Annotated in this window: 19 protein-coding genes; 7 read left to right on the forward strand and 12 right to left on the reverse strand. The window is 73.7% G+C overall.

Annotated features, from left to right (window positions below; all coding sequences use genetic code 11):
• Positions 1-59 precede the first annotated feature (59 nt).
• Together ACQPYX_RS24315 and ACQPYX_RS24320 are read right to left on the reverse strand one after the other, a co-directional pair.
• Positions 60-1,022, reverse strand: coding sequence for an alpha/beta hydrolase (locus ACQPYX_RS24315; RefSeq protein WP_433799830.1), 963 nt, complete (start codon positions 1,020-1,022; stop codon positions 60-62).
• 43 nt (positions 1,023-1,065) lie between these two features.
• Entirely contained in the window at positions 1,066-1,713 is a 648-nt protein-coding gene (locus tag ACQPYX_RS24320; RefSeq protein WP_433799831.1) for a L,D-transpeptidase, read from the reverse strand.
• Positions 1,714-1,870: 157 nt separating this feature from the next.
• Here ACQPYX_RS24320 and ACQPYX_RS24325 point away from each other — a divergent pair, with 157 nt between their 5' ends.
• Positions 1,871-3,148, forward strand: a complete 1,278-nt coding sequence (locus tag ACQPYX_RS24325; protein WP_433799832.1) for a cytochrome P450 — start codon at positions 1,871-1,873, stop codon at positions 3,146-3,148.
• A gap of 88 nt (positions 3,149-3,236) precedes the next feature.
• Positions 3,237-3,911 (forward strand): DedA family protein, encoded by a 675-nt coding sequence (locus ACQPYX_RS24330; protein WP_433799833.1) that lies wholly within the window; start codon positions 3,237-3,239, stop codon positions 3,909-3,911.
• A gap of 1 nt (position 3,912) precedes the next feature.
• On the opposite strand, the gene ACQPYX_RS24335 is transcribed toward ACQPYX_RS24330, so the two are convergent.
• From ACQPYX_RS24335 to ACQPYX_RS24345, 3 genes are all read right to left on the reverse strand, one after another.
• Complete coding sequence (locus tag ACQPYX_RS24335; protein WP_433799834.1) at positions 3,913-4,173, reverse strand: hypothetical protein; 261 nt, start codon at positions 4,171-4,173, stop codon at positions 3,913-3,915.
• 91 nt (positions 4,174-4,264) lie between these two features.
• Positions 4,265-4,699 (reverse strand): hypothetical protein, encoded by a 435-nt coding sequence (locus ACQPYX_RS24340; protein ID WP_433799835.1) that lies wholly within the window; start codon positions 4,697-4,699, stop codon positions 4,265-4,267.
• A gap of 140 nt (positions 4,700-4,839) precedes the next feature.
• The gene (locus ACQPYX_RS24345; RefSeq protein ID WP_433799836.1) at positions 4,840-5,238 is read right to left on the reverse strand and encodes a GAF domain-containing protein; all 399 of its coding nucleotides are present in this window, start codon (positions 5,236-5,238) and stop codon (positions 4,840-4,842) included.
• A gap of 112 nt (positions 5,239-5,350) precedes the next feature.
• On the opposite strand from ACQPYX_RS24345, the gene ACQPYX_RS24350 reads away from it, so the two are divergent.
• The 5 genes from ACQPYX_RS24350 to ACQPYX_RS24370 all read left to right on the forward strand — a co-directional run bounded on the left by ACQPYX_RS24350 (position 5,351) and on the right by ACQPYX_RS24370 (position 11,188).
• Positions 5,351-5,884: a glutathione peroxidase gene (locus ACQPYX_RS24350; protein WP_433799837.1), complete on the forward strand. Its 534-nt coding sequence runs from the start codon at positions 5,351-5,353 to the stop codon at positions 5,882-5,884.
• A gap of 70 nt (positions 5,885-5,954) precedes the next feature.
• Complete coding sequence (locus ACQPYX_RS24355; protein WP_433799838.1) at positions 5,955-7,268, forward strand: phytoene desaturase family protein; 1,314 nt, start codon at positions 5,955-5,957, stop codon at positions 7,266-7,268.
• 19 nt (positions 7,269-7,287) lie between these two features.
• Complete coding sequence (locus ACQPYX_RS24360; protein WP_433799839.1) at positions 7,288-8,379, forward strand: acyl-CoA dehydrogenase family protein; 1,092 nt, start codon at positions 7,288-7,290, stop codon at positions 8,377-8,379.
• Positions 8,376-9,578 carry an acyl-CoA dehydrogenase family protein gene (locus ACQPYX_RS24365; protein WP_433799841.1) on the forward strand — a complete coding sequence of 401 codons (1,203 nt, stop codon included), beginning with the start codon at positions 8,376-8,378 and terminating at the stop codon, positions 9,576-9,578. The genes ACQPYX_RS24360 and ACQPYX_RS24365 overlap by 4 nt, the downstream gene beginning before the upstream one ends.
• Positions 9,575-11,188, forward strand: a complete 1,614-nt coding sequence (locus ACQPYX_RS24370; RefSeq protein WP_433799842.1) for a class I adenylate-forming enzyme family protein — start codon at positions 9,575-9,577, stop codon at positions 11,186-11,188. Before ACQPYX_RS24365 ends, ACQPYX_RS24370 begins: the two co-directional genes overlap by 4 nt.
• Before the next feature lies 1 nt (position 11,189).
• Here ACQPYX_RS24370 and ACQPYX_RS24375 read toward each other — a convergent pair whose 3' ends face one another.
• Genes ACQPYX_RS24375 through ACQPYX_RS24405 form a run of 7 tightly spaced genes read right to left on the reverse strand, consistent with a single transcriptional unit; the run spans position 11,190 to position 16,994 of the window.
• Entirely contained in the window at positions 11,190-12,053 is an 864-nt protein-coding gene (locus tag ACQPYX_RS24375; RefSeq protein ID WP_433799843.1) for an SDR family NAD(P)-dependent oxidoreductase, read from the reverse strand.
• Positions 12,054-12,101: 48 nt separating this feature from the next.
• On the reverse strand, positions 12,102-12,905 hold the full coding sequence (locus ACQPYX_RS24380) for an enoyl-CoA hydratase/isomerase family protein (RefSeq protein ID WP_433799844.1): 804 nt from the start codon (positions 12,903-12,905) through the stop codon (positions 12,102-12,104).
• Positions 12,902-13,690 carry an enoyl-CoA hydratase/isomerase family protein gene (locus tag ACQPYX_RS24385; RefSeq protein WP_433799846.1) on the reverse strand — a complete coding sequence of 263 codons (789 nt, stop codon included), beginning with the start codon at positions 13,688-13,690 and terminating at the stop codon, positions 12,902-12,904. Before ACQPYX_RS24385 ends, ACQPYX_RS24380 begins: the two co-directional genes overlap by 4 nt.
• Positions 13,687-13,908, reverse strand: a complete 222-nt coding sequence (locus tag ACQPYX_RS24390) for a hypothetical protein (RefSeq protein ID WP_433799847.1) — start codon at positions 13,906-13,908, stop codon at positions 13,687-13,689. Before ACQPYX_RS24390 ends, ACQPYX_RS24385 begins: the two co-directional genes overlap by 4 nt.
• Positions 13,909-13,921: 13 nt before the next feature.
• Positions 13,922-14,413: an aromatic-ring-hydroxylating dioxygenase subunit beta gene (locus ACQPYX_RS24395; protein ID WP_433799848.1), complete on the reverse strand. Its 492-nt coding sequence runs from the start codon at positions 14,411-14,413 to the stop codon at positions 13,922-13,924.
• The gene (locus ACQPYX_RS24400) at positions 14,410-15,699 is read right to left on the reverse strand and encodes an aromatic ring-hydroxylating oxygenase subunit alpha (protein ID WP_433799850.1); all 1,290 of its coding nucleotides are present in this window, start codon (positions 15,697-15,699) and stop codon (positions 14,410-14,412) included. Before ACQPYX_RS24400 ends, ACQPYX_RS24395 begins: the two co-directional genes overlap by 4 nt.
• 41 nt (positions 15,700-15,740) lie before the next feature.
• Entirely contained in the window at positions 15,741-16,994 is a 1,254-nt protein-coding gene (locus tag ACQPYX_RS24405) for a cytochrome P450 (protein ID WP_433799851.1), read from the reverse strand.
• Positions 16,995-17,039 lie beyond the last annotated feature (45 nt).

The following is a 17,039-nucleotide window of genomic DNA, read 5'->3' on the forward strand; positions in this document are numbered from 1 at the left end:
GACCACCCCCGTGCTCGGATCCCAGCCTAGGCGACGGTGGCGCCGGTCACGTCGCGAGATCAGTCGGCGAGGACCTTCTCGACCCACGCGTTGCGCACCCCGACCATCCCGCGGGCCACCGCGGTGTGCGGCGCGAAAATGTCGAAGGCGTGGAATCCGCCGGCCCAGACGTGCAGTTCCGCGTCGCCGCCGGCGCGCCAGATGCGGTCCGCGTAGGCGATGGCCTCGTCCCGGAAGATCTCCGCCGCACCCACGTCGACGAACGCCGGGGGCAGGTCCGCGAGGTCCTCGGCGCGCCCCGGCGCGGCGTAGGGCGAGACGTCCGGACCCCCGCGGGCGTCCCCCAGGAGCGCGGACCACCCCGTCTCGTTGCTGACCCGGTCCCACACGCCGACGCCGTCGAACTGCCCGACCGACGTGCCAAGGCCGCGGTCGTCGAGCATCGGGTAGTCCAGGACCTGACCGCAGGCCCGCTGGTGCCCACGGTCGCGCGCGGCGAGGGCGAGCCCGGCCGCGAGCCCGCCGCCGGAGCTCGCGCCGGCGACCAGGATGCGGTCGCGGCGCACGCCGAGCCGGTCGGCGCCGCGGACGATCCAGTCGTACGCGGCGTAGACGTCCTCGCGCGGGAAGGGATCGGGGTACTCCGGGGCCAGGCGGTACTCGACGGTCACGAGGACCGCCCCGAGCCGGTCGATCCAGTCGATCACCAGGTCGGCCCCGCTGAACCGGTCGCCGAACATCAGCCCGCCGGAGTGGATGAACAGCACGCCCGGTCGCGGGCCGGACACGTCGGCCGGACGCAGCACCGAGACCTCGATCGGATCGCCGCGGTGGCCCGGGATGACCTCGTCGCGGCGCTCGATCCGCCGGGCCCGGAGGGTGTCCGCGATCGGGAGCGACGCATAGGAACGGCGCATGAACCCGAGCAGGTCGGGCGTGATCGTCGGAGGGAACATCCCCCCGACGATCGCGAGCCCGGCCTTGAGCTCCGGGTCGAACTCGGGCCGCCGCACGGTGTCCACGGCACCACTCTGGCGGGCCGGCCGCTCCGGGTCGACGTCCGGACTATCGCGCCTCGGCACGCTCCGCCCGCTCCACGGAGCCCTCGACGACCTGCACCTTGTCGCCCTCCTGCAGCTCGGCGAACGTCGCCTTCGCGTCGTCGGTCTCCATGCGCACGCAGCCCGCGGACGACCGGGCCGGGTCGCCGGCGTGGAAGGCGATCCCGCCGTCGTTGAAGAACACGGAGTACGGCATCGGCGCCGGGCGCCCGTCGGGCGTGCGGGACTCGCCGCTGACGTGGTCGGCCTCCTTGCGGTAGACCCGCAGCGAGTGCCCGACCGGGGTCGCATAGCCCTCGCCACCGGTGGAGACGGTCATCGGGCCGCGCACCACCTTCCCGTCCCGGATCAGCCACGCGCGCTGCGTCTCGAGGTCGACGCACGCGCGGGCGGACACCGAGCAGGGCGTACCCGGGGTCGCGGCCTCGGCGTGCGCGGCTCGCGCCACGGGATTCGACTCGACGCCGGAGTCGGCCAGCGCCGGCACCGCGAACGCCCCGGCCACGACGAGCACCGCGGCGGTCAGCGCCGCGCCCGTCCACCAGGGTCGCGGGGACCGGCCCTCGACCGGGCGGCGATGCCGACCGGTGGGTGTGGTGTCGTCGCTGATGGGGTCGACCTCCTCGAGCCGGGCGGGCCGGGGGCCCGCCACATCCGCCGTCCCCCCTCCATCGGACGGGGGACCCGGGTCCTGCACCCCGCCGACCGGGCGAATCGGTCACGAGGCACTGCTCCGGGCGGTGGAGCGCCCGCGGTCGGGGTCGGCTCGCGCGATCCGTCGTGGCAGGGTTCCCGACGAGGAGGCGCCGATGGACCTGCGACGGGACGTCCTCCTGGGTGGCCGCCTGGCGGCGATCCGCAGCGGCGGCCGGGTGCTGGCCTGGAGCGGCGACCCCCTGCTGCGCCTGATGTACCGGCCGTGGTCCGACCGACCGGACCTGGAGCACCGTCGGCTCCGCGAGGGGGCGCAACCCTTCGCCAGTCGCAGCGGGGTGTTCGTCGTGTCGACCGCCCAGTTGTGCCGCGAGGTGGTGCGCGACCGCCGCTACGGCGTCCGCACCCGCGCCGGCGGCACCCCGGGCGGCGCCGTGGCCGGGGAGCGCGATCCGCTCCTCGAACCGGTCGACCTCTCGATCCTCGGGCTCGATCCCCCGGACCACACCCGCCTGCGCCGGCTCGTGGCCCCCGCGTTCACGCCGGCCCGGATCGCCGCCCGCGAGGGCCTGGTCCGTGCGGCCGCGGAACGGCTCGTCGACGCCGCCGTCGCGAAGGAGCGGTTCGACCTCGTCGCGGACGTCGCCGTGCCGCTCCCCGTCGCCGTGATCGCGGATCTCCTCGGGGTCCCCGACGCGGACGCGGAGACCTTCGCGCACTGGGGGCAGGCGGTCGGCGCCGGACTCGGCGGGGTCCGGTCGCTGCGGGCGCTGCACCGCCTGGAGCGCGCGACGGGTGAGCTGCGGGGGCTGATGTCCGGCCTGCTGGCGCAGCGCCGCCGGGGTCGTCCCGACGAGGCCGGGGGCGATCTGCTCGACGCCCTGGCCGCCGCGGAGATCGACGACGACGAGGCGGTGGGTCTCGCGGTCCTGCTCCTGCTCGCGGGTTTCGAGACGACGAGCGGACTGATCGGCAATGCCGTCGTGGCGCTGCTCGCATCCGACACCTGGCCGACCTTGGTCGACGACCCGTCCACCGCGGCCGGCGTGGTCGAGGAGACCCTCCGGTTCGACCCGCCCGTGCAGTTCACCGCCCGGGTGCCGCACGAGGACGTCGACCTCGCCGGCACCCCGGTCCCCGCCGACTCCACCGTGCTCGCCCTGCTCGGGGCCGCCGGGCGCGATCCGGCGGTCCACACCGACCCGGACGTCTTCGACCCGACCCGGACGACGGCGGACGAGCACCTCGCGTTCTCCGGCGGCGTCCACTTCTGCCTGGGTGCACCGCTGGCGCGCCTCGAGGCCCGGGTGGCCCTCGAGGTCCTCGCCGACCGCGCGCCCGCTCTGCGTCGACTCCCCGGAGCCGAGCGCCGCCGGTCGCTGTTGCTCAGCGAGTACACCCGGCTACCGCTGGCAGCGATCGTCGGCGCCTGACCGGCGACCTCGGACAGCGGGGCCGGGCCGGGATCGGGACCTACGGCACGATGGTCGTCGGACGAGCCACCGGACCGGGGAGGACACCGTGCACGTCGACCAGTGGCTGGCGCTGCCACCGCTCGCGGTCTACGTGGTCGTCGGGGTGGTCGTCGGCGTCGAGAGCCTCGGCGTCCCGCTGCCGGGCGAGATCGTCCTCGTCGGCGCCGCACTGCTGTCCTCGCGGCCGGAGATGGCGATCTCGCCGGTCTGGGTCGCGCTCGCCGCGCTCGTCGGGGCCGTCGTCGGGGACTCGATCGGCTACGGGCTCGGGCACCGCTACGGACGCCGACTGCTCGACCTGCTCTCCCGCCGGTTCCCCCGCCACTTCGGACCGACCCACCTCGCGCTGGCCGAACGGGCCTTCGCCCGCTGGGGGATGCTCACCGTCGTCGTCGGACGCTTCATCGCGATCCTGCGCATCTTCGCCGGACCGCTCGCCGGCGTCCTGCGGATGCCCTACCGCCGGTTCCTCGCGGCGAACGTCCTCGGTGGCCTGCTTTGGACCGTCGGGACGGTGACCGCGGTCTACTTCCTGGGCATCGTCGCCGAGCAGTGGCTCAAGCGCTTCTCCTACGTCGGACTCGCGGTCGCCCTGGTCCTCGGACTCGTCGTCGGGCGGGTCGTCCGCCGACGTCTCGTCGCGGCCCTCTCCGACGACGGCGACCCGTCGCCGACCGGACGCCCGACGATCGGGGAGGCCTCGGCCGAGGGCGGCTCCTAGCTCACGACCCGTCGGGCTCGGCCACGACGACGGGGGCGGGACGGGCCGACGACGCCCGCGACGCCCCCGCTGCGAGGGGGACCAGCAGGACGTGCACGTCGTCGAGCTCCTCGGCGTCGAGCTCGCGACGACGACGCTCGGCATCGAGCAGGGCGTCCCACTCCCCCGTCGGGCCGTAGGCGTCCACCTCGTCGGTGACCGGATCGTGGACCACGACCACGAACGCCCGGTCCGGGCCGCCCGCGGGACTCTCTGCTGCCACGCCCACCCCGTTCTCCCGCAGACCTCCGACTGATCGGACGGACGCGATCAGATGTTACGCAACCCGTCGTCTGTGAGGTGCGGGTCCCGACTCAGCGGGCCGGGGAGTTGACGGCGCCCGCGAGCCTGGACAGCAGCCCGAGGAGCGCCTCCCGATCGTGCGCGTTCGACCCGAGGACCTCGACCCGGGCCATGAACTGCTCGGACACGGTCGGCAGAGGCGTCCCGGTCTCCTCGCTCACCCACATCAGGCACTCGAACGCCCGGGCCCGACTGACGTTGAAGGCGGCGACGAGGACCGCGACCACCTCGTCGTCCCGCGACGACGCGTCGGGACGAGCACGAAGGCCCTCGATGCGCCGCTCCGTGGCCTCCGCGTCGTGCTGGACGACGAGAGCCTGCTCGGCCCGATCCGATCGACAGTCGGGTCCGTCGCGGTCGGTGGCGGCGGCGACCCACTCCGCCGGCGGCTCCGTCTGCGGGCCGTCGAGGAACTCCAGCAAGGTGCACTCGGCGGGTTCTGCCACCGTCCAGCTCCCTCGGTCGTCCGGCCAGGGACTCGGGCCGGACGGTCGACCTCGGCCGCCACGGTAGCGGGCGCCGGCCACGGGTGCACCCGCGCTCGCGGCGCTCCCGCCCCGTGACAGGGCCGCGTGGCGGGACGTGCTCACGGCCGGGCGCCCACGTCGAGGGCGCCCAGCACGCCGATGACGCCCCCGGACGGGTCGTGGACCGGGAGTCCGACCCACGCCCGGATGCCGTCGGCCGCGACGGGCCCGCCGGCGTCACCGGTGTCCTCGGACCACACCGCGTCGCCGGCGGCCAGGACCGCCTCGCAGAGGGACCGGTCGACCGACTCCTCCGACGACCGGCCGCCGGGCACCGCTCCGTGCTCGTCCTGCCGGCTGCGGACCACCACCTGTCCGTCCTCGACGAGCCAGAGGACGCCCGAGGTCGCGCCGGTGACGGAGGCCGCCAGGCGGGCGAGGCGGTCGACGGCCGCGTCGGCGTCCGGGTCGAGCAGTCGTGCCCGCGCGATCGCGTTGCTGGAGGTGCCCCCGCGCACGCCACCCCTTCCTCGGACGCCGGCGACCTCGACGCCGGACGTGTCGCGGGCGATCCTACGGAGCGTCGGGGTCGGCGCCCACCGTCAGCGCGGCACGAGCACACTCGCAGCGGTGACCACCACCCACGACTTCAGCGTCTCCGACGACACCGGCGCCGCCCTCTCCCTCGGGCAGTACGCGGGCCGGGTCCTGCTCATCGTCAACGTCGCGAGCAAGTGCGGCCTGACCCCGCAGTACGAGGGCCTCGAGAAGCTCCACCGCACCTACTCCGACCGCGGACTGACCATCCTCGGCTTCCCCTGCAACCAGTTCCTGGGTCAGGAGCCGGGCACCGACGCGGAGATCCAGGAGTTCTGCCGCGTCAGCTACGACGTCACGTTCCCGGTGCTCGCGAAGGTCGACGTGAACGGCCCCGACGCCGCGCCGCTCTACGCCTTCCTGCGCGCCGAGGCGCCCGGGGACTTCGGCCCGGCCTACGGCAGCTTCTACGAGACCATCTCCGGCCTCCAGCCCGTCGAGGCCGCCGGCGACGTCGCGTGGAACTTCACCAAGTTCCTCGTCGACCGCGACGGCCGGGTCGTCCGCCGCTACGAGCCGCCCGTGCCGCCCGAGGACATCGCGGCGGACCTGGAGCGCCTCCTCTGACGCCCGACCCTTGCGCCACGATCCGAATCTCGGTTCTAATCTAGATTAAGATCGATGACGAGGAGGTCCGGTGGCTGAGCCCGACAGGAACTACGACGCCCTGGTGGTGGGGGCGGGCGCGGGCGGCCTGTTCGCGGCCGCCCGGCTCTCCCACCTGGGGTACCGCGTCCTCGTGGTGGAGCGCCTGGATCGCGTCGGCGGGCGCGCCTCGACCGAGATCATCGACGGCTTCGCCGTGAACAACGGCGCCATCGTCATCGAGTTCGGCGGGATCACCGAGGAGACGTTCGCCGAGGTCGGCGCCCGGTTCGACGTGCGCCGCCCGAAGACGTCCCTGCTCTACCGCATCGGCGGCAAGGACGTGGACGTCACCGGCGGCGGGTGGGGATTCCTGCTCGGCAAGCTGACCCGCCAGGGCGCGAAGGTCCTCGAGGGCCTCGGGGCCGCCCGCACCGACGACGGCCTGCCCGACGCGCAGCTGTCGACGGCGGAGTGGCTGCGCCGCTACACGTCGAACGAGAGCGTGCACGGCATCTTCCGGAACATGTGCGCCTCGATCTTCGCGGTGAGTTCGGAGGAACTGCCGGCCACGGTGTTCCTGACCTACTTCACCCGCAGGAGCGCCTTCAAGAAGTTCGGCTTCTGCCCCGAGGGGACGATCGGCGTCTGGCGCGCCCTGGCCGACGTCGTCGAGGGCAACGGCGGCGAGGTCTGGCTGGACAGCGAGGTCCGCCGCGTCACGCTCGCCGAGGACGGCTCGGTCTCCGGCGCCGTCGTCGCCCGCGACGGCGAGCAGGTCGAGGTGTCGTGCCGGTTCGCCGTCAGCGACGTCGGGCCGGCCGCCACGGCCGACCTGGTGGGTCGCGACCGGCTGCCGTCGGACTACGTCTCGACCGTGGACACCACGCCGTGCTCGATGATCGTGCTCAACTTCGCCAGCCAGGAGGACCTCGTCGAGGCGCCCGGCATGCTGAGCTTCGCGAAGACCCGGCGGATGGCCTACGTCGCCAACTTCACCGCGACCTGCCCCGAGATGGCCCCCGAGGGCTGGAACCTCTACAACGGGACGTCGGTGCCCCAGCCGGCGACGGGCGACTTCGACGAGGAGCAGGAGATCGAACTCCTGCGCCAGGACCTCCGCGACCACATCCCCGGCTTCGAGCGCGCCCGCGTGCTCTCGACGACCGTCTGGCGGGACGACTGGCCGCCGCAGCGCGCGGTCGCCGGCCACGACATCGGGCACGGCACCCCGATCGCGAACCTGTGGAACGTCGGCGACGCGGTCAAGCAGTACGCCAACGGCGGGACCACCGCCTGCGCCGAGACCGCCAAGCTCGTCGTCGACGAGGCCACGGCCCGGTTCCCCGTCGGCGCCCGCGTCTGACCCCGGCCAGGAGACGCCCATGACCGTGTACGCCGAGGAACACGAGGAGCTGCGCTCAGCGGTCCGCGCCCTGCTCGAGAAGTCGGCCGACAGCGCGACGGTGCGGGCCACGCTCGGGACCGGCCGGTACGACGACGCGCTCTGGCGCCGGATGAGCGACGAGCTGGGCCTGCCCGGCCTCGCCGTCGCCGAGTCCCGCGGAGGCTCCGGGTTCGGGATCCTCGAACTCGCGGTGGTCCTCGAGGAGATCGGGCGGGCGAACCTCCCCTCGCCGTTCCTGACGACCGTGCTCGCGGCCCTGGCCCTCGAGGCGGCCGGGGGTCCGGTGGCGGACGACCTCGTCCCGGACCTGGCCGCGGGGACGCGGACCGCCGCGGTGCACCTCCCCGGGGGTCACGGACCGGCGGGGTGGGACCTGCGCGACGCGACGGTCACGGGAACACTCCTCCACGTCCCCGAGGCGCACGCCGCGGATCTGCTCGTCCTCGTGGCCGCGGACCGGGGCGCGGTGGTGGACCTGACCGCGGTCGGCGTCACCGTCACCGCGCTGGAGACCATGGACCTCACCCGCGGCCAGGCCCGGGTCGAGCTCACCGGGGCCCGGGCGCGGACGCTCGACGTCGACCCCGGCTGGTCCGACGCGGTGACCGCGCTGGCCGCGGTCCTCGTGGCCTGCGAGCAGGTCGGTGGCGCCGAGCGCATGCTCGAGGTGTCCACCGCCCACGCCGGCGACCGGGTCCAGTTCGGCCGACCCGTCGGGTCCTTCCAGGCGGTGAAGCACCTGCTCGCCGACATGCTCGTGGAGGTCGAGCTCGCCCGCACCGTGCAGCAGCACGCCGTCGCGCTCGCCGCCGCCGGGACCGCTCCCGCCACCGACCTCGACGCCGCGGCCCACGTGGCGCACCTGACCTGCTCCGAGGCCTTCCGCACGGTGACCGGCGACGCCATCCGCGTGCACGGCGGGATCGGCTACACCTGGGAGCACGACGCCCACCTCTACTTCCGGCGGGCGCGCGCCTCCGCGGTGCTGTTCGCGGACGTCGCCGCCCACGCCGACCGGCTCGCGACGACCGCGGGCCTCGTCGCCGACCCCGCGCAGGAGGCATCGTGACGACCCTCGATCCGGCCGACCTCCGCGAGCGCGCCGCCGCGTGGTTCGCCGAGCACGGCCGGCGCCCGGACGCGGTGCCCAGCCGCTCGCGGGCCCCGGGTGACTACGTCGCCGCCGCCCGGGAGCAGCAGCGCGCGCTGTACGACGCCGGCCTGGCCGGGATCACCTGGCCGACCGAGTACGGCGGCCTCGGCCTGGACGCCGGCGCCCGACGGGCCTTCGACGAGGCGGCGCGCGGCTACGAGACGTTCTCCGACGTGTTCACCATCGGGTTCGGCATGTGCGGCCCGGTCCTGCTGACCCTCGGTACCGAGGAGCAGCGACGGCGCCACCTCCCGCCGATGCTGCGGGCCGACGAGGTCTGGTGCCAGCTGTTCTCCGAGCCGGGCGCCGGGTCCGACCTGGCCTCCCTCGCGACCGCCGCCGTCCCCGACGGGACGGGCTGGGTCGTCAACGGTCAGAAGGTGTGGACCACCTACGCGCACCACAGCGATCGCGGTCTGCTCCTCGCGCGCACGGATCCCGACCGGCCCAAGCACCAGGGCATCACGATGTTCGTCGCGGACATGGCGGCCGACGGCGTCACGACCCGCCCGTTGCGGCAGGCGACCGGGGACAGCGAGTTCAACGAGGTCTTCCTCGACGACGTGCACCTCGGCGGCGACTCCGTCGTCGGCGAGGTCGGCGGTGGGTGGCGGGCGGCCACCCTCATGCTGGCGAACGAACGCGTCGCACTCGCGGACAACCCGATCGCCTCGCCGGTCACCGTCGAGGCGGTGGTGGCCCTCGCCCGCCGCCGCGGTCTCGCCGCCGACCCCGGCGTCCGCCGCGCGATCGGCGAGGTCTACGCCGCCCAGCAGCAGGTCGACCTGTTCGCCCGGCGGATCGCCGGCGAGGTCCGGGTCGGGAAGGACCCGGGACCCCTGGCCTCGATCGGGAAGCTGGCGGCCGGGCGGGTCGCCAAGCGGGTCGCGGCCCTGGCCCTCGAGATCGCGGGACCGGACGCCGTCGCGTGGGAGCGCGGACACGATGGCGGCGAGCTGTGGGCCTACGGCGAGCTGTACGCCCCGTCGCTGTCGATCGCGGGCGGGACCGAGCAGATCCAGCGCACGATCCTCGGGGAGCGGGTCCTCGGCCTGCCCCGGGAGCCCCAGGAGGGCAAGGACCTCCCGTTCCGACGGACCCGGAGGTCGTCGTGAGTCCCGGGAACCGCGCCGAGCACGCGGCCGACACCTCGATCCCGCTCGTCGAGCGGACCGTGGGCGGGCTGCTCCTCGAGCGGGCCGCCGAGCATCCGGCCCGACTCGCCCTGATCGGCACCCGGCACGGGACCGGCGAACCGGTCCGGATGACGTACGGGCAGCTGCGCGAGGAGGCCCTCCGGGTGGCCACCGCCCTCGCCGACCTGGCCGGTCCCGGCGACCTCGTGGCCCTCTGGGCTCCGAACGTCGTGGAGTGGCCCGTCGTCGAGTACGGCGCCGCCCTGGCCGGCGTCACCCTGGTCGCCCTGAATCCCGTCCTGCGCGAGCCGGAGCTCGAGTACGCGCTGCGCCACTCCGGCGCCCGGGTCCTGCTCCATGCCGACCGCAGTCGGGACCACGACATGGCCGCGGTGGCCGGGCAGATGGCCCGGACGTTCCCGAAGCTGACGGTGATCGGTCTCGCCGAGACCGGGCGGTGGCGCGCGGAGGTGGCGGACGAGCGCGTGGTCGCCGCGGCCCCGACCGACCCCGACCTGCCCGTCATGCTCCAGTACACCTCCGGGACGACCGGACGGCCGAAGGGCGTGCTGCTGCGACACCGGTCCCTGGTGAACGTCGCCCGGCTGACCCTGGACGTCGTCGGGGCCGAGGCCGGCGCGGTGTGCGTGAACCCGTTGCCGATGTTCCACACCGCGTCGTGCGTGATCGGGACGCTCGGGCCGCTCTGGATCGGCGGGACGGCCATCCTCGTCGAGCAGTTCGCGCCGGGCCCGGTCCTCGACCTCATGCGACGGGAGGCGGCGACCGTCCTGTTCTACGTCCCGGCCGTCCTCGGCGCCCTCCTCGAGGCCCAGCGGACCGGCGACGAGCCGGCCCCGACGCTGCGCACCGTCATGGGTGGCGCGGCGAACGTCCCGCCCTCGATGATCGAGGCCGCCGAGCGGGTCTTCGGGTCGAGCGTGATCAACCTGTTCGGTCAGACCGAGCTCGCCCCGGTGCTGACCGCGACGCGGCCCGGTGACACGCGGGCCGACCAGCTGGAGACCGTCGGCCGTCCCCTGCCGCAGGTCGACGTCCGCATCGTCGACCCGGACACCGGGGCGGTCGTCGGGCTCGGCGAACCCGGCGAGATCTGCGCCCGCGGCTACCAGCAGATGATCGAGTACCTGCACGACCCGGACGCGACCGCCGCCACCGTCGACCGGGACGGCTTCCTGCACACCGGCGACCTCGGCGCGATGGACGACCGGGGCTACGTCCGCCTGACCGGCCGCCTGAAGGATCTGATCATCCGCAAGGGCGAGAACATCGCCCCCGCCGAGATCGAGTCCTGCCTCGTCGAGCACGAGGCGGTGCTCGACGCCGCGGTCTTCGGCCTGGCGGACGAGCGCAGCGGCGAGATCGTCGGAGCTGCCGTCCGGGTGCGGGGTGAGCGACCGGCCGATCTGCGGGCGACCCTGGAGGCCCACTGCCGCACCCGCCTGTCGCCCTACAAGCTGCCGGAGCGCTGGTTCGTCGCGTCCGAGTTCCCGGTGACGCCGACCCAGAAGGTCCAGAAGTTCCGCATCGTCGAGCAGGCGCTCGCGGGCGAGTTCGACGAGCTCTGAGTCATCCGACGGGGTTCGTGCCGGGGACCGCGCCGTCGAGGTCGACGATGTCCGCCCACCGGTCCCCGACCTGCTCGATCGTCGGGACCTCGGCGAACGTCACGCCCTTCGACCGGAACTGTCGGACGCGGTGCACCTGGCCGCCCCCGGCGACGAGCACCGCACCGGTCTCGGTGCACTCGTCGGTGAGCAGGTGGCCGACCACCGGCGCCACGTGGGCGGGGTCGAGGGCGGCGAGCACCTCCGGCGGCGCGATGTCCTCGGTCATGCGGGTGGCCGCCATCGGCGCGATGGCGTTGGCGAGGATGCCGTGCCGCGCGCCCTCGATCGCGAGGGTGTTGATCAGCCCGATCAGTCCGCCCTTGGCCGCGCCGTAGTTCGCCTGGCCGAAGTTGCCGTAGATGCCGGAGGTCGAGGTCGCCACCACGACCCGGCCGTGCCGCTGCTCCCGGAAGTGCGGCCACGCGGCCCGCAGGACGTGGAACCCGCCGTCCAGGTGGACCTGCTGCACGGCGTCCCAGTCCTGCGCGGTCATCGTGTGGAACGCCTTGTCCCGCAGGATGCCGGCGTTGGCGACGACGCCGTCGATACGACCGAAGGCGTCGAGGGCGCTCCGGACGATCGCGGCGCCGCCCTCCTCGGTGGCGACGCTCTCGTAGTTCGCGACCGCCTCGTGGCCGGCCGCGCGGATCTCCTCGACGACGGCGTCCGCGGCGCTCGAGCCCCCGCCGCTGCCGTCGCGGGCTCCGCCGAGGTCGTTGACGACGACGCGGGCGCCGGCCGCGGCCAGGACCAGGGCGTACTGCCGGCCCAGACCGTTGCCCGCCCCGGTGACGGCGATGACGCGACCCTCGACTCCTGCCATGACGTGCGAACTCCTCGTGGTGGTGGACGGAACGGGACCGGAGTGGGCTCAGGTCCCGGTGAACGTCGGACGGCGCCGCTCGAGCACCGCGGCCAGGCCCTCGCGGGCGTCGGCGGTCCCCGACAGCTCGGAGACCGTGCGGGCCTCCTCGGGGAGCTGGGCCTCGACCCGGTGGCCGAGGCCCGACCAGACCAGACGCTTGGTCGCGCCCAGCGCCCGTGGCGCCCCGTCGGCGACCGTGCGGGCCATGTCGAGCGCGGTCCGCTGCAGTTCGTCGTCCGGCACGACCCGGGTGATCAGGCCGATCTCGGCGGCCTCGGTGGCCGTGAGCGTGGGGTTGAGCAACAGGATCTCCATGGCCTTCCGCACCCCGACCAGCTGCGGGAGCGTCGCCGACGATCCCGCGTCGGGGGCCATGCCCACCCGCACCGCCCCGGACATGAAGCGGGCGGACTCGGCGGCGACGACGAGGTCCGACGCGCAGACCAGGCCGAGCCCCCCGCCGCCGGCCGCGAAGCCGTGCACCGCGGTGATGACCGGGACGGGGAGGGCGAGCAGTCCCTGCGCGACGTTCTGCAGCCAGGCGGTGGCCTCGCGCAGGTAGTCGGGCAGGGCCTCGCCCTTCGCCGCGAAGGTCTTGACGTCGCCGCCCGCGCAGAAGTGGGACCCCTCCCCGGTCAGGAGCAGGGCCCGCAGACCGCGCTGCCCGGTGGCGACCATGACGGCGTCGTAGAGCGCCCGCAGGAACGGCACGTTCATGCCGTTGGCGGCCTCCGGACGGTTGAGCCGCAGGTGCGCGACCCCGTCGTCGTCCAGGTCGAGCAGGACCATGCCGCTCTCGATGAGCTTCACGAGGACTCCCTCCCGAGGAAACGGTCGATGCCGGCGTGGGCCTGCGCCCCGCCGAGGTGGGCGAGCGTCGCCTCGACCTCGGTGGCGAGGCCCTCGGCCAGCGGCGCGTCCAGGCCGGCGCGCACGAGGTGCTTGATCCGGGCCAGCGCGTTCCGGTCCTTCCCGGCGAGGTTCGCGACGATCTGGTCGAGGGTCTCCTCGAACCGCTCGGGGGGCGCCGACCGGTAGACCAGACCCCACCGTGCGGCCTCGTCGCCCGAGAGCCGGTCCCCCAGCAGGATGTGCCCCAGGGCGCGGGGCACGCCCACGATCCGGGGCAGGCGCTGCGAGCCGCCGCCCCCGGGGATCATGCCGAAGTTCGCGTGGTTGTCGGCCAGGACGGCGTCGGAGCGGACCACCGCGACGTCGACCGACTGGATCAGCTCGAAGCCGCCGGCCATCGCGTAGCCCTCGACCGCCGCGACGACCGGGACCGGGAGCGTCGCGATGGACTCGCAGGCCCCGATGAAGGTCTCGAAGAGGGGCCGCAGCGCCTCGCTGCCCTGCTCCCGCAACCGGGCGACCTCCGCGAAGTCGCCGCCCGCGCAGAAGTGGCCGCCCGCGCCGCGGACGACGACGACGTCCGCCTCGCCGGCGGCCCGGGCCAGCCGGTCGCCCAGGGCGACCGCCAGCTCCACGGTGATCGCGTTCCGCGCGTGCGGTCGGTTCAGGGTGAGGCGCGCGATGCGCGCCTCACCCCGCCGTTCGACGTCGTAGAGCACGGGGGCCTGTTCGGCGGGGATCACGGGTTGTCCTCGCGCCAGCGGTCGGCCGACGGATCGAGGAGCTTGGCGAGATGTCCGTCGGGGAGCCACACCAGGGTCTCGAGCTCGAGGGCGTCGAGATAGCGCACCCGGCCGGTCTTCAGGTCCTCGAGGCGGAGCCGGGGGCTGTTGGCCTCGGTGTCGACGCGGACGGCGACCTCGGCGAACTCGTTGCCGACGACGTCGGGAGGAATCTGCATCCGTCCCGCCCCCTCAGACGAGGAAGGACATGGTCGCGAGGGGCCGCGCGTTGTCCACCAGCGCGACCTTCTTGTAGGACATCGCGAGCCCGTCCCCGACGCGGCGGAGGTGGTAGGTGTAGCGCCCGGCCCACAGTTCCTTCCCGCGTTCGCGGGACTCGACGAGCACGAAGTTCGCGCCGACGACCACGTCGCCGTCGTCGGTGTGGCCGAGGACCTCGACGTTGGAGACGACCCGCCGCAGGCGGGAGCGGGGGATCTGGGAGTGCCGCCGCCCGGTCTTGAACTGCGCGATCCGCGTCGCGATGCGGTTGCGGTTGTCGTGCACGACCGAGATCCGGGTCATCCGGTCGGCGTCGTCGTCGTTCGCCGGCACCCAGTACAGACCGTCGGAGGTCCACAGCTCCTCCCACTCGTCGTAGCGGTGCTCGTCGGCCAACCGCGCCTCCCGGTAGAGGAAGTCCTCGGCCTCGGGCCGGTCGACCTCGGTGCGCCCGTGGCTCACCGGCCCCGCTCCTCGGTCATCAGGTCCTTGTAGTGCGACCAGAACCCGCGCATCGCGGTCTCGTCGGTGGCCGCGCCGACCGTGAGACCGCGCTCGTCGACCTCCTCGCGGTCCACGCCGCGCCGGATGTCGAGCCACTCGGGGCGCAGCTCGGCGAGCCCCGCCTGGTTGCGCTCGTACATCTCGGTGTCGTCCGCGAGCAGCATCCCGGCCGGCCCCACCGACCCGATGCTCTGCTGCAGCATCCGCTTGTTCATCTCAGGCGCGCCCGTGAACTGCACGGCCGTCACGTGCTGCACCGTCAGGTCCGCAGCCAGCGGCTGGATGGCGAAGAGCTGGATCTCGGCGATGAACAGGTTCGGAAAGATCATGACGTGCGGCGCGCCCTCGACGAGGATGTCCTCGGCGGCGGGGCCGTGGCGCTCGCGCATGGCCGCCGCGTAGTTCGGCACCTTCTCCTCGGTGGTGCCGAACCACCCGAGCGGCACGCCGAGCCGGCGGAACTCCGGGCGCAGGTCGTTCTCGCTGTGCCCGTTGCCCAGGGCCCGCGTGACCGCCGTCGACTTCTCGCCGTAGAGGGCGCCGATGCCGCTCTCGGCCACGCTGAAGATCGAGGCGTGCACGAACTGGGGGTGGTAGCCGTCGGTCTCGTTCTCGGCGAGCAGCTTCCAGTTGGCCCGGGCCCGGTGCTGCAGGAAGCCGGCCGTCAGCTCGATCTCGCCCTCGGGTGAGAGCCGCACGAGCCGGTCGATCTCGCCCTTCGCCTCGCCCAGGTGCTCCAGCAGGCTCGGCCCGTCCTCGGCGAAGCTGCCGAACACGAAGCCCTGGTACACCCCGACCCGAGGAACCTTCCCGAGGCCCAGCTCGAGCTTGTGCCGTCCGCCGTAACCCTGGTGGAAGGGGTAGCCGAGCAGGTCGCCGTCGTTGCGGTAGGTCCACCCGTGGTACGGGCACCGGAAGGAACTGGAGTTCCCGGACGACGCCTCGCAGACCAGGTTGCCGCGGTGCGCACAGCGGTTGAGCAGCAGGTGCACCTCGCCGTCGGCGCCGCGCGACATGATGACGTCCTGCGGGCCGATGGTCTTGCGCACGTAGTCGTTCGGCGAGGCGATCTCGCTGACGTGCCCGACGTAGACCCAGGTGCGGTACCAGATCCGCTCCAGCTCGTCCGCGAAGACCGCGGGCGAGGTGTACAGGGATCCGTGGACGCGCCGTGGCGCGATCAGGTCGTCGTAGGCCGCGGCCGGACCCCGCGCGCCGGACGCGTGGGGGACGTCAACCGTCACTGTGCTTCCTCTCGTCTCATCCCCGTGTCCCTCCCGCGGTCTCAGAGGTGGAGCGTGCAGGGCATCGCCTTGACCCCGTCCACGAAGTTGCCGACCACCTGGACCGGTTCCCCGGCCTCGAGGTCGGGCACGCGGCGCAGCAGCTCGCCGACGATGGCCCGCAGCTGGGTCTTCGCCAGGACGTTGCCCATGCAGAAGTGCGGCCCGCCACCACCGAAGCCGACGTGCGGATTCGGCGCCCGGCGCACGTCGAACCGGTGCGGATCGGTGAAGACGCGCTCGTCCCGGTTGCCCGAGGCGTAGTACATGACAACCCAGTCGCCCTCGGCGATGAGCTGACCACCGAGCTCGAGGTCGCGGGTCGCCACCCGCCGGAAGGTCATGACCGGGCTCGCCCACCGGACGAACTCCTCGACGGCCGTGCCGATCGTGCCCTCGAAGTCCTGCGCCAGGATCGCGCGCTGGTCCGGGAACTCGGTCAGCGCCTGCACGGTCCGGGTGATGGTGTTGCGCGTGGTGTCGTTGCCCGCCACCGACAGCAGGACGAAGAACGCGGCGATGTCCTCGTCGGTGAGCTTCTCGCCCGCGACCTCCGCCTGGACGAGGTTCGTCATCAGGTCGTCGCGCGGGTGCGCCCGCCGGTCCTCGGCGAGCTCGATGCCGATGGAGATCAGGGTGATCAGCGAGTCGTTCAGCAGCTCGGCCGGTTCCCGGCCGGCCCGGACCTCCTCGTCGGACCAGGAGACCATCCCGTCGGCGGCGTGCGCAGCCGACAGCCGGTGCTCCTCGGGCAACCCGCACATCTCGTAGATCGTCCACATCGGGAGCCGGCGGGCCACCGCGTCGACGAAGTCGCAGTCCCCGACCTCGATCAGCTCGTCGACGATCCGCCGCGCCTGGTCGCGGATCTGCTCGTCGATGCGCCGCACCTGGCGGGGGGTGAACGCCGCGCTCACCAGCCGCCGCAGCGCGGTGTGCCGGGGGGCGTCGGTGGCCAGGAACGACGAGGCCGCCTCGAGGATGTCGTCCGGGACGTCCTCGATCATCACGCCCTGCCCCGAGCAGAAGTCCGCGGGAGCCTTGCTCACGGCCTGGATGTCCGCGTGGCGGGTCACCGCCCAGAAGCCGGCGCCGTCCTCCTGCGGGAGCATCGAGCCCTCCGCGGGGCGCTGCCAGCTGACCGGGCGCTCGTCGCGCAGGGTGCGCAGTCGCCGATCGCGCTCGCGCGGCGTCAGCGCCCAGAAGTCGAGCGAGCCGACCGACACCGGGTCGTAGGCGGGCCGGGTCCGCACCATCGCTCCCCCTCGCACTGACAGCAGCTTTTTAACCTCAATTAACCG

The sequence above is a fragment of the Actinomycetospora sp. CA-084318 genome (assembly GCF_050955885.1).
GTDB lineage: Bacteria > Actinomycetota > Actinomycetes > Mycobacteriales > Pseudonocardiaceae > Actinomycetospora.

Bases quoted from the DNA above. Each gene is read 5' to 3' on its own strand.
- ACQPYX_RS24325 (WP_433799832.1), top strand. From the start codon at position 1,871: ATGGACCTGCGACGGGACGTCCTCCTGGGTGGCCGCCTGGCGGCGATC.
- ACQPYX_RS24360 (WP_433799839.1), top strand. From the start codon at position 7,288: ATGACCGTGTACGCCGAGGAACACGAGGAGCTGCGCTCAGCGGTCCGC.
- ACQPYX_RS24375 (WP_433799843.1), bottom strand. From the start codon at position 12,053: ATGGCAGGAGTCGAGGGTCGCGTCATCGCCGTCACCGGGGCGGGCAAC.
- ACQPYX_RS24390 (WP_433799847.1), bottom strand. From the start codon at position 13,908: ATGCAGATTCCTCCCGACGTCGTCGGCAACGAGTTCGCCGAGGTCGCC.
- ACQPYX_RS24405 (WP_433799851.1), bottom strand. From the start codon at position 16,994: ATGGTGCGGACCCGGCCCGCCTACGACCCGGTGTCGGTCGGCTCGCTC.